9 protein-coding genes are annotated in these 11353 nt (G+C 71.0%); 3 read left to right on the top strand and 6 right to left on the bottom strand.

Annotated features, from left to right (window positions below):
- Together PHC73_RS06540 and PHC73_RS06535 are read right to left on the bottom strand one after the other, a co-directional pair.
- Positions 1-1707: long-chain fatty acid--CoA ligase (locus PHC73_RS06540; protein ID WP_300125915.1), on the bottom strand; the 1707-nt coding region annotated here is incomplete at its 3' end.
- Positions 1704-4133 (bottom strand): acyl-CoA dehydrogenase, encoded by a 2430-nt coding sequence (locus tag PHC73_RS06535; RefSeq protein ID WP_300125912.1) that lies wholly within the window; start codon positions 4131-4133, stop codon positions 1704-1706. The genes PHC73_RS06535 and PHC73_RS06540, both read right to left, overlap by 4 nt.
- 274 nt (positions 4134-4407) lie before the next feature.
- Between PHC73_RS06535 and PHC73_RS06530 the strand changes: the two genes are divergently transcribed.
- Together PHC73_RS06530 and PHC73_RS06525 are read left to right on the top strand one after the other, a co-directional pair.
- Positions 4408-5019: a cysteine hydrolase family protein gene (locus PHC73_RS06530; protein ID WP_300125910.1), complete on the top strand. Its 612-nt coding sequence runs from the start codon at positions 4408-4410 to the stop codon at positions 5017-5019.
- Between the two features lie 61 nt (positions 5020-5080).
- Positions 5081-6412 carry an aromatic ring-hydroxylating dioxygenase subunit alpha gene (locus PHC73_RS06525; protein WP_300125908.1) on the top strand — a complete coding sequence of 444 codons (1332 nt, stop codon included), beginning with the start codon at positions 5081-5083 and terminating at the stop codon, positions 6410-6412.
- 79 nt (positions 6413-6491) lie between these two features.
- On the opposite strand, the gene PHC73_RS06520 is transcribed toward PHC73_RS06525, so the two are convergent.
- Both PHC73_RS06520 and pyrE read right to left on the bottom strand, forming a co-directional pair.
- Positions 6492-7151, bottom strand: coding sequence for a hypothetical protein (locus tag PHC73_RS06520; RefSeq protein WP_300125906.1), 660 nt, complete (start codon positions 7149-7151; stop codon positions 6492-6494).
- Positions 7138-7779 (bottom strand): orotate phosphoribosyltransferase, encoded by a 642-nt coding sequence (pyrE, locus tag PHC73_RS06515; protein ID WP_300125903.1) that lies wholly within the window; start codon positions 7777-7779, stop codon positions 7138-7140. Before pyrE ends, PHC73_RS06520 begins: the two co-directional genes overlap by 14 nt.
- 213 nt (positions 7780-7992) lie before the next feature.
- On the opposite strand from pyrE, the gene PHC73_RS06510 reads away from it, so the two are divergent.
- A complete protein-coding gene (locus PHC73_RS06510; protein WP_366949819.1) occupies positions 7993-8769 on the top strand; it encodes an exodeoxyribonuclease III in 777 nt (258 codons plus the stop codon).
- Between the two features lie 56 nt (positions 8770-8825).
- Here the strand turns inward: PHC73_RS06510 and gltS are convergent, their stop codons facing one another.
- Positions 8826-10004, bottom strand: a complete 1179-nt coding sequence (gltS, locus tag PHC73_RS06505) for a sodium/glutamate symporter (RefSeq protein ID WP_300125898.1) — start codon at positions 10002-10004, stop codon at positions 8826-8828.
- Positions 10005-10006: 2 nt separating this feature from the next.
- Positions 10007-11353 (bottom strand): amidohydrolase family protein (locus tag PHC73_RS06500; protein ID WP_300125895.1); only part of this gene is annotated, 1347 nt, incomplete at its 5' end.

The following is an 11353-nucleotide window of genomic DNA, read 5'->3' as shown; positions in this document are numbered from 1 at the left end:
CAACAAGCCGTTGTCTTCGGTCCATTCGTCCAGCGTGAGGTGCACGCGCCGCAACCGCGCGTAGCCCGGAAAGGCGTGCAGCGCCGCCTCGGCGCGCGCCAGCACGGCCCGCTCGGCGCGCTGGTCGGTCAGCGAGGCCGCATCGTCCGGGTCGAGGCCGAGCGTGCCGGCCAGCTGCGTCCAGGGTTTTCGATGCAGCACCAGCACGGCGGCCAGATACGGCCGGCCCTCGCCGACCAGCAGCGCCTGGTGGATGAGCGGGTCCAGCGTCAGCGCGTGCTCGATGTCGACCGGCGGTACTTTCTCGCCGTTGGCCAGCACGATGATGTCCTTGAGGCGCCCGGTGATGTACCAGTGGCCGTCGCGCTGCTCGGCCAGATCGCCGGTATGCAGCCAGCCGTCGGCATCCAGTACCGCGGCGGTAGCCTCGGCGTCGCGCCAGTAGCCGGCCATCACGCCGGGGCTGCGCGCCAGCAGCTCGCCGTCGCCGGCAAGCCGCAGCTGCACGTCCGGCAACGGCACACCGACGCTGTCCGGGCGGTTCGAGTCGAGCGTGTTGACGGTCAGCACGGGACTCGCTTCGGTCAGGCCGTAGCCCTGCAGCAGCGGCAGACCCAGACCGATGAACAGCCGCGCCACCTCGGGCGGCAACGCCGCACCACCGCAGATGGCCACGCGCAGCCGCCCGCCCAGGCGCGCCAGCACCGGCCGCGCCAGAAAACGGCGCAGCAGCGGCAGCAGCACGAGCAGCGGCGTGCCCGGCGCGCGACGCTGCGCGTGCTCGAAGGCGCGCCAGCCGAGCTCGACCGTGCGCCCGAACAGCCAGCGCAGCGGCCGGGGACGTCGAGCGATGGCATCGCGAATGGCGGTGGCGCTGCGCTCGAACACGCGCGGCACGGCCACCAGCACGCTCGGGCGCACGATGAGCAGGTCGTCCGCCAGCTGCTGGATGCCGCGTCCGAAGGCGACCGTGGCGCCGGCCAGCATGGGCAGGTAGTAGCCGACCGTGCGCTCGAGCGTGTGCGACAACGGCAGGAAGGACAGGAACAGGTCGTCCGGCATGACCGGCGACATGCGCTCGCCGGCGGCGGCGTTCCACAGCAGGTTGCGATGGCGCAGCATCACGCCCTTGGGCCGGCCGGTGGTGCCGGAGGTGTAGACGATGCTGGCCAGCGCCTCGCCGTCGTGGCACTCGACGCCGAACTCGCCGGCCGCCGGCAGCCAACGATCGAGCGCCAGCACGCGGTCGTCGTCGGCCACGCCCTGCGCCAGCACCACCCGCTGCAACGCGCCCAGATAGCCGTGCGGCAGCAGCGCCTGCCAGTGCTCGGCCGACGGCGCCAACAACAGCGCGGCGCCCGAGTGCTCCAACACGTAGGCGGCGTTGTCTGGGCGGTCGGCGGCGTAGATGGGCACGGTAACCAGGCCGAGCGCCAGCGCGGCCAGATCGAAACACACCCAGTCCGGGCCGTTTGGCAGCATCACCGCCACCCGCGCGCCGGGCGGCAGGTGCTCGCCGCGCAGCGCCGCCTGAAAGCGCCCGACGCGGGCGGCGACCTCGGCCCAGTTGAGCGTCTGCCAGGCGCCGTCGGCAAAGTAGCGGTAGGCGATGCGCTGCGGGCTGCGCGCCACGCGCTCGCGCAGCAGCCCCGCCAGCGTGCCGGCTTGCTGCCAGGGGATGGCGTCGTGCGCCGAGGGCGGCTTCATGCGCGGCGCCTAAGGCTGTCGGCCGGGAAGGCATCGACGGCGATGATCTCGTCCACCAGCGCCTCATAGCGGGCCAGCAGCTCGGCCTGCCGGGCATCGAGCACGCCGGCGGCCTGCGCCTGCGCCAGCAGGTCTTCGTCGGCGGCGGCGACGAGCGCGCCGGATTTCAGCGCCCCGCGCAGTGCGCGCTGCGCCAGCGCGATGGCGTCGGCCTGCTCGATGGCCAGCTCCAGCCGGCCGGTGGCCTCGGCCGGATCGCGCGACAGGTAAATGCCGTCGGTCAGCCGGTCGCGCGCCTCGCCGGGAGCGAGCAGCAGTTCCGCCACCTGGTGATCCAGCGCGTCGTCCGGCCCGCGCGGCCGGCCGGTCGGCAACAGCAGCGCGCGCAGCAGGCGCCCGAGCCAGGGTTTGGGGTAATTGGCGAACAGATCGTCCAGCGCCGCGGCGGCGCGCCCGAGACTGTCATCCAGCGCCCAGCGCAGCAGCGGCAGATCGTCCGCCGGCTGGCCGGCCTGCTGGTGCCGCCACAGCGCCGCGCAGGCCAGGTACAGCTCGGACAGCGCGTCACCCAGACGCGCCGACAAGCGCTCGCGGCGCTTCAGATCGCCACCGACCAGCAGCAGTGTCACGTCGGCCGTGAAGGCGAACGCCGCACTCAGCCAGGCCACGCGCTGCTGGTAGCGGCCGACCTCGCCCTCGCCCGGCACCTGCGCGAGGCGGCCACGCGTCAGGCCCAGCCAGAAGCCGCGCGCCGCGTTGCCGAGCGCATGGGCGCCATGCGCCAGCAGCAACCGGTCGAAGCGCTCGAGCGCCTGCCCGGCGTCGTCCTCCTGCGCCGCCTGCATCTCGTCCAGCAGATACGGATGCGCGCGCACCGCGCCCTGACCGAACACGATGAGGTTGCGCGTCAGGATGTTGGCGCCCTCGACCGTGATCGCCACCGGCATGATCTGGTAATAGCGACCCATGAAATTGCGCGGCCCGAGCATGACGCCGCTGCCGGCCTGCACGTCCATGGCGTCGTTGACCACCTGCCGGCCGCGCTCGGTGAGCTGGTACTTGAGGATGGCCGTCAGCACCGCCGGGCGCTCGCCTTCGTCGAGACCATACAGCGTCAGGCGCCGCGCGGCGTCCATCTGGTAGCAGCGCCCGCCGATGCGCGCGAGCGCCTCCTGCACACCCTCGAAGCGGCCGATCGGCAGGCCGAACTGCTCGCGCACGCGCGCGTACGCCCCGGTGTGACGCGCGGCGACCTTGGCGACGCCGGTCGACAGCGCCGGCAGCGAAATGCCGCGCCCTTCCGACAGACAACTGACCAGCATCTGCCAGCCGCGGCCGATGCCGGCCTCGCCGCCGATGATCCACTCCAGCGGCGCGAACACGTCGCGCCCGACGATGGGGCCATTCTGGAACGGCACGTCGAGCGGCAGGTGCCGGCGCCCGCGCTCGACGCCCGGCGTGTCCGCGGGCAGCAGCAGCACGGTGATGCCGCGCTCGACCTCGCCGCCGAGCAGGCGGTCCGGGTCGCGCAGGCGAAAGGCGAGCCCGATCAGCGTCGCCACCGGCGCCAGCGTGATGTAGCGCTTGTCGAAGTTCAGGCGCACGCCGAGCACGTCGCGCCCGTCGTGCTGGCCGCGGCACACGACGCCGACGTCCGGCAGCGCGCCCGCGTCCGAGCCGGCCCGCGGACCGGTGAGCGCAAAGCACGGAATGTCCTGCCCGCGCGCCAGACGCGGCAGGTAGTGATCCTTCTGCGCCTTCGTGCCGTAGTGGCGCAGCAGCTCGCCGGGACCGAGCGAGTTCGGCACCATCACGGTAATGGCGGCGGTCACGCTGCGGCTGGCGATCTTCATCACCACGGCCGAGTGCGCGCGGTGACTGAAGCCCTTGCCGCCGTACTCGGGCGGGATCAGCAGGCCGAAAAAGCCTTCGTCGCGCAGCGTCTGCCACACGTCCGCCGGCAGGTCGGCGTCGGTGTGCGTGATGCGCCAGTCGTCGAGCCGCGCGCACAGCCGCTCGACCGGGCCGTCCAGGAACGCCTGCTCGTCGTCCCGCAGCGGGCGGTCGGCGAAATCCTGCAGCCGCTGCCAGTCCGGCCGGCCCGAGAACAGCTCGCGCTCCCACCACACGCTGCCGGCCTGCATGGCCTCGCGCTCGGTGTCCGACAGCGTCGGCAGCTGGCGGCGGTAGAAGGCCAGCACCGGCCCTGTGACATAGGCCCGGCGCCAGTCGTCGGCGTGCAGCAGCACCGCCAGCGCCGCCCACAGCAGCCACAGCGCCAGCGCCAGCCACAGCGCGAGGCCGCCCAGGGTCGCCAGCAGCAACACGCCGCCCAGCACCGCCACCGCCGGCGTGCGCCCGAGCTGCCGGTAAGCCACCCCGCTGCCGGCCAGCAGCAGCACCACGATCCATACCAGTGTGTTCATCGGCGAGCCTCCAGCGGCGCGGGCTTCGATTGCCGCCGCTGGGGCGGCCACCTGACAGGGCGTTGAAAAATCATTTTCAGCGGCCTGTCAGGGCAAGCCAAGGACGGCTTGCCCGCCAATCAAGCGCGTCAAGCGCTCGATTGGAGGAGGCTCGTTGCGGACCTGTGCCGCGACGAGCCGAGTTGAAAAAGGGCAGCAAGGCCTTGTTCAACGGCCTGCTAGAATCCGGCCGTTCGTTCATGCATCCAAGCCAGCTACCACCCGGAGAAACCCAATGGCGCTGACCATCGACAAGTCCAAGACCGCCCTTCTGGTCATGGACGTGCAAAACGACATCACGCATCCCGATTCCCCCATGGCACAGGCGTTGGGTTTCGCCGGCATGATCCAGCAGACCGGCATGCTCAACAAGCTGCGCGGCCTGATGGACGCCTGCCGCGCCAATGGCGTGCCGGTGATCCACGTGCTGATCGACCTCGAAGCCGGCGTGCAACCGCGCTGGCCGCACCGCGGCGCGTTCTTCCAGATGGTCTCCGGCGGCAACGTGTGCAAGCGCGGCACCTGGGGCGGCGATCCCGCCGACCTGGTCAAGCCCCTGCCGGGCGAGATCGTGGTCTACAAGTGCATCTTCAGCGCTTTCGTGAGTTCCGGCCTGCAGGAGGTGCTCGACAGCCGCGGCATCACCGACGTCATCCTGTCCGGCGTCAGCACCGACGCGGTGGTCGAGTCCACGCACTGGGATGCCTGCGACCGCGGCTACAGCAACATCCTGGCCGAGGACTGCTGCGTGTGCGCCACGCAGGAAGCGCACGACATCACCGTCCAGCGCATGGCCGGCCGCTGCGATGTGGCCAAGGCGGCCGACATCATCGCCGCGCTGGGCTGAAACCGCCCCGCTGCCGAGGCCGGCGCAGACCGGCCCGGCGCCTTGATCGAGGAGAAGGACCATGGATCACATCACCGACGCCCAGGGCCTGACCCTGTCCGAACTGCTCGACTGCGTGCGCGACGGGCCGCAGCCCGGCCGCTTCGAGGTGGCGCGGCGCATCTTCGCCGACCCGGCGGTGTTCGAGCTCGAGATGCGCAACATCTTCGAGTCGACCTGGGTTTACCTGGCGCACGAGAGCCAGATTCCGAACGCCCACGATTTCGTCGCCGCGCGCATCGGCCGCAACCCGGTGCTGGTCACGCGCGGCGCCGACGGCCGGGTGCACGCGTTCCTGAACAGCTGCTCGCACCGCGGCGCGGAGCTGACGTCCAGCAAGCGCGGCAACAAGCGCCACCTGACCTGCCCCTACCACGGCTGGGTGTTCGACAGCACCGGCCGCTGCGTGAACGTGGACGCCAAGGAGCGCGGCAACTACCCCGAGTATTTCGACCAGCTCTCGCACGACCTGGCGCCGGTCAAGGTCGGCGTGTACCGCGGCTTCGTGTTCGGCAGCCTCGAGCCCGAGGTGGCGCCGATCGAGCAGCACCTGGGCGGCGCCGCGCGCGTCATCGACGCCATGGTCGACCAGTCGCCGGACGGCCTCGAACTGCTGCGCGGCGGCATCCGCTACACCTGCAACGCCAACTGGAAGATGCAGCTCGAGAACATCGACGGCTACCACTTCTTCCCGGTGCATACCAACTACATCGGCCTGATCCTGGAGCGCCAGAAAAAGGCCGGCGCCTTGAAGACCATCGATCCCACGCAGATGGCGAGCCTGCCGGGCGGCAGCTACCAGTTCGAGAACGGCCACATCATGGACTGGGCGCTGATGCCCAACGGCGACGAACGCCCGCTCGGCTTCCAGCGCGAGCGCATCACGCGCCAGTTCGGTCCCGACCAGGCGCGCTGGATGATCGACGCCGTGCGCAACCTCGCCATCTTCCCGAACCTGCTGCTGATGGACCAGTCCTCGAGCACGGTGCGCATCGTGCATCCGCTCGCGGTCGACAAGACCCTGGTCGAGGTGTACTGCGTGGCGCCCAAAGGCGAACCCCAGGCCGCGCGCGAACGGCGTCTGCGGCAGTTCGAGGACTTCCTCGGGCCCGCCGGCATGGCCACGCCGGACGACCAGGCGGTGATGGAAGCCTGCCAGCGCGGCTTCAACGCCTCAGCCCAGCCCTATCTGCAGGGCCATTTCCGCGGCGCCGGCCGGCAGATACAGGGTCCCGACGACAACGCTCGCCGGCTGGGCCTCAGCCCGCAGGTCAGCACGACCGACATCGATGACGAGGTGTTCACCCACGGCCAGTACCGGCAGTGGCTGCGGCTGATGACCGGACAGACCTGAACGTCCCGGCCGGTCCCCGGCGGGAAGACATTTGCCAAGGGCTGAAAAATTCCACGGATGGAATCTTTCAGCCATCCCTTCACGGCCGGGCGTTCGCGGCGCTGCCGGTGAGGCGTCGATAGCGGTCCAGATCGGCGGCGAACTGCGCACGGACCCGTTCCTGCTCGGCGCGCGTCTGCTCGGCGGCCCGCTCCTGGGCGGCCAGATCGGCTGCGGTGCGCTCGATCGCCCGCAGCAGCGTGTCCGGCGGCTGGCGGCCGGCCTGCCGGTACTCGGCGGCGGTGGCCTGCATCTGGGCCAGATTCTGGCGCAGATGGCCGATGGTGTTCTGCGTGCTGCGCAGGATCAGGTCCAGATTGCCGAGCTTGGTGTCGCGCAGGCGCAACAGTTCGGACTCGTCGGCGTAGGTCTGCAGCAGCATGCGGTCGCGGTTCTGGCGCTCGGCCTGCGCGGCGCGCTCGGCCTCCGCGGCGGCGCGCTGCTGGCGCAGCCGCTCGGCTTGCTGCGCCACCTGCTCGGCCTTTGGCGCCGGCTCGACCACACGCAACAAGCGCAAGGTGTGACTATCGATCACCTCGTAGCCCAACTGGGCCTGCCCGGGTGGCAGGCCGGTGCCGATGTGCAGCACGCCGTGCTCGTCGCGATACCGAAACACCGGGCGCCCGCCCTCGGCCGCCTGCGCGCCCAGCGCCAGGCCGGCCAGTAGCACCAGCCAGGTGCGCCGTTCAGCTCGCGCCATACTGCGCCCGGTAGGCCCGGATGGCGGCGGCCTGCTCGGTTTGCGATCGTTCTTCAAGAAACTGCACCAGTTGTTCGAGGCCCGCCACGGCGATCACCGGCACGCCGTGGCGGGCCTGCACCTCGGCCACCGCCGAGCGTTCGCCCTGGCCGCGCTCCTGCCGGTCGAGCGCCACCAGCACCGCCGCCAGCCGAGCGCCGGCGCCGGCGATCAGGGCGGCCGAATGACCCACCGACAGCCCGGACGAGATGACGTCGTCCACCACCACCACGCGCCCGGCCAGCGGCGCACCGACGATGACGCCGCCCTCGCCGTGATCCTTGGCCTCTTTGCGGTCGAAGGCGAACGGCGCATCGCGGCCGTGCTCGGCCGCCAGCGCAATGGCGGTGGCCGCCACCAGCGGGATGCCCTTGTAAGCCGGCCCGAACAGCATGTCGAAGCCGACGCCCGAGCGGGCCAGCGCGGCGGCGTAAAAGCCGCCGAGACGCCGCAACCGCTCGCCGGTGTTGAACAGCCCCGCATTGAAGAAATACGGACTGTTTCGGCCGGACTTTAGGGTGAACTGGCCAAATTTCAGCACTCCGCACTCGATGGCGAACGCGAAGAACGCGCGCTGATACCCTTCCATCTGAAATTCATCCTTCAATAACAAACATCTGAAAATCCATCCGGCAATCCGCCGGCGCACGAGGCGGCGCGGAATCTGCGTCGGCAGCCGGCAAAACGGGTCGGCCAGCGTCACGCAAGCGGCCGCGCGCCCACCTGCAAGGCGCACGGCCAGGGCCGCTATAGTCGGCGATTTTGCGGCTCCCCGCGCCCACCGCCCGGCAGACCCATGCCCCTGAAAATCATCACCCTCAACGCCAACGGCATCCGCTCGGCCTGGAAGAAAGGCCTGCCCGATTTCCTGGCCCGCGAGCAGGCGGACCTGGTCTGCCTGCAGGAAACCAAGGCCCAGCGCGCGCAGCTGAGTGCGGACCAGCTGGCGCCGCCGGGCTACCAGGGCTTTTTTCACGACGCCGTCAAACCCGGCTACAGCGGCGTCGCCATCTACGCCCGGCGCCCGCCGGACCGCGTCGTCGAGGGCCTCGGCTGGCCGGATTTCGACGCCGAGGGCCGCTGGCTGCAGGTGGACTACGGCCGGCTCAGCGTGGTGTCGCTGTACCTGCCGTCGGGCTCGAGCAGCGAGGCGCGTCAGCAGGTGAAGTTCGACGTGATGGCGCGCCTGACGCCGCGGCTCGAACAGATGCTGGCCGACGGGCGCGACTGGATCATCTGCGGCGACATCAACATCGCCCACAAGACCATCGACATCAAGAACTGGCGTGGCAACCAGAAAAACTCGGGCTTTTTGCCCGAGGAGCGCGCCTGGCTGGACCTGCTGTTCGACCAGCTCGGCTGGGTGGACGCGTTTCGCGTCGTCAATCAGGACGCCGACCAGTACACCTGGTGGTCGAACCGCGGCCAGGCCTGGGCCAAGAACGTCGGCTGGCGCATCGACTACCAGATCGTGTCGCCCGGGCTGCGCGACGCCGTCCGCTCGGCGCGCATCCACAAGGACGAGCGCTTTTCCGACCACGCGCCGCTGATCGTGGAATACGCCCTCGACCTTCGCTGATGAAGCAGTGGCTTACGCCCTTGGCTTCAGGCCGGGGTATCCTGCCCCGGCGGCCATCAACCCAGCACGTTCAGGAACACCGTGATCAGCAGCGCGTTCACGAAATCGATGAAGAACGCGCCGACCAGCGGCACCACCAGAAACGCCCGCGGCGCCGGGCCGTAGCGGTCGGTGAGTGTCTGCATGTTGGCCACCGCGTTGGCCGTGGTGCCCATCATGAAGCCGTAGAACCCGCCCGCCATCACGGCGGCGTCGAAATCGCCGCCCATGAGCCGGAACACCAGCTGGCACAGCCCCGCCAGCAGCAGCGCCTGGGCGGCCAGCAGTGCCAGCAGCGGCAGGGCTAGCGCGGCCAGCTGCCAGAGTTTCAGCGTCATCAGCGCCATGGCGATGAACAGCGACAGCGCCACCGCACCCACGTCCTCCACCGCCTGCACCGGCACGTGCAGCAGCGGCTGGCGGTCGCCGAGATTGCGCAGCACCGCCGCCGCCAGCATGGCGCCGATGTAGGCCGGCAGCGTCACGCCGAGCGCCGCGAAGCCGCGCGACAGATAGCCGCCCAGCCACATGGCGAGCAGGATCAGGATCACCGCCCGCAGCAGCGCGGCGCCGCTGTCGACCGGCGGCGGATCGTCGGCCGTGGCGGCATGCGCCGCCTGCCCGGCCGGACGCAAGCCGCGGCGGGCGATGATGCGCCCGGCCAGCGGCCCGCCGAACAGGCCGCCCATGACGATGCCGGCCATAGCCGCCGACACCGCCACCACGGTGGCGCCGCCGACGCCGGCCTGCTCGAACAGCGGCGCAAACGCAATGCCGGTGGCCGGCCCGCCGGTGAGCGTGACCGAACCCGCCAGCACGCCGAGCAGCGGCGGCAGGCCCATGGCCGCCGCAAGCCCGGCGCCGAGCAGGTTCTGCGCCAGCGCGGCCAGCGCGGCGATGGCGAGAAACCACGCCACCTGCGCGCCGCCCGCGCGCAGCAGGCGCAGGCTGGCGCTGAAACCCACGGTGGTGAAGAACGCGATCATCAGCGGCGTTTGCGCCGTGGTGTCGAAGCGCACCACGTCCTGCCCGTCGCGGCGCAGCAGGCTCACCGCGAGCGCCACCAGCAGCCCGCCCAGCACCGGCGCCGGCAGGTCGTAGCGCGCCAGCACCGGCAGCGTGCGCCGCAGCCCCTGGCCTGCCGCCACCGCCAGCGCGGCCAGCGCCAGCGTTTCGGTCAGGCCAAGCGCCAGCACGCTCAGGCGGCCTGCAACTGCGTGCCGGCGCGCGTGCTGCCGGCCGCGCCGGCCCGCATCAGCAGCCGGCCGTTGACCAGCGTGGCGGCGATGCCGCGCGCGTCCGACACCAGCCGCCGCGCGCCGCCCGGCAGGTCGAACACCGCCCGCGGCAGGCGATCGGAACCCACCGTGGCCGGGTCGAATACCGCGATGTCCGCCTTGTAGCCCACCGCCAGCCGGCCGCGCCCGGCAATGCCGAACACCCGCGCCGGGTCGGCGGTGAGGCGCTGCACGGCGCGTTCGAGCGTCATCGCGCCGCGCTCGCGCACCCAGGTGCCGAGCAGCCAGGTGGCGTAGCCGACGTCGCAGATCTGATCCACGTGCGCGCCGCCGTCCGACGCGCCGATCAGCGTGCGCGGGTCGTCGATGAGCTTGGCCACCACGTCGAGGTCGATGTTGGAGATGGTGTAAAGAAAACGCGCCGCCAGATTGTCGGCGAGCGCGATGTCCAGGAACACATCGAGCCCGTCCTGGCCGCGCTCGGCGGCGATGTCGGCCACCGTGCGGCCCACCAGCGGCGCGAGCGCAGGGTCCTCGACCTGCTGCACCTCGAGCCGCGTCCAGTCGCTCTGGAAGGCGCCCGGCTGCGCGAGCTCCGCCCGCAGCGCGTCGCGGAACGCCCGGTCGCGGTAGGCGGCGGCCAGGCGCTCGGGGCCGGTGTTGAACAGCGGCGCGAAGGTCTTGCGGTCGGCAAAGATGAACGGGTTGCCGAGCTCCAGCTGCGTCAGGAACGGCCGGCAGGACACCTGCGGCACCGCCCCCATCCGCGTCAGCCAGTCGGTCTCCTCGAGTGTCTGCAGCGCCCGCTCGGGGTTACCGACCGGCACCAGCAGGAAGGTCCAGGTCAGCGGCCGCTGGCTTTCCTCCAGCAGAAAGCGCAGCAGGTCCTGTTGTTCTGCGGTGAGCGCGCCGCCGACGCCGCCCATGGCGATCTGGATGGTGCCGCGGCCGAGATCGCGCAGCACATGGCACAGGGCCTTCAGTTCCTCCCGGCTGGCCAGGCGCGCCGCCAGCGGCTTGCCGCCGTGGCCGATGTGCTGCGCCAGCACCGTGGTGCTGAAACCGAGCGCGCCGGCCTCGATGGCATCCCGAAGATGCGACGCCATCTGCGCGATCTCGGCGGCATTGGCGCCGCGCGCGGTGGATTCCTCGCCCATCACGTAATGCCGCAGCGCCGCCAGCGGCAGCAGAAAGCCGGCGTTGAGGCCCACGCCGCCGCCGCCCACCGCCGCCATGAACTCGGCGAAGGTCTCCCACTGCCAGCGGATGCCGGCGCGCAGCACCTCGGCCGGCATGGCCTCGACGTT

Source organism: Immundisolibacter sp. (genome assembly GCF_028696615.1).
Classification (GTDB): domain Bacteria; phylum Pseudomonadota; class Gammaproteobacteria; order Immundisolibacterales; family Immundisolibacteraceae; genus Immundisolibacter.
The sequence above is the reverse complement of the archived record's forward strand: the minus strand, read 5'-3'. Positions and strand labels throughout refer to the sequence as shown.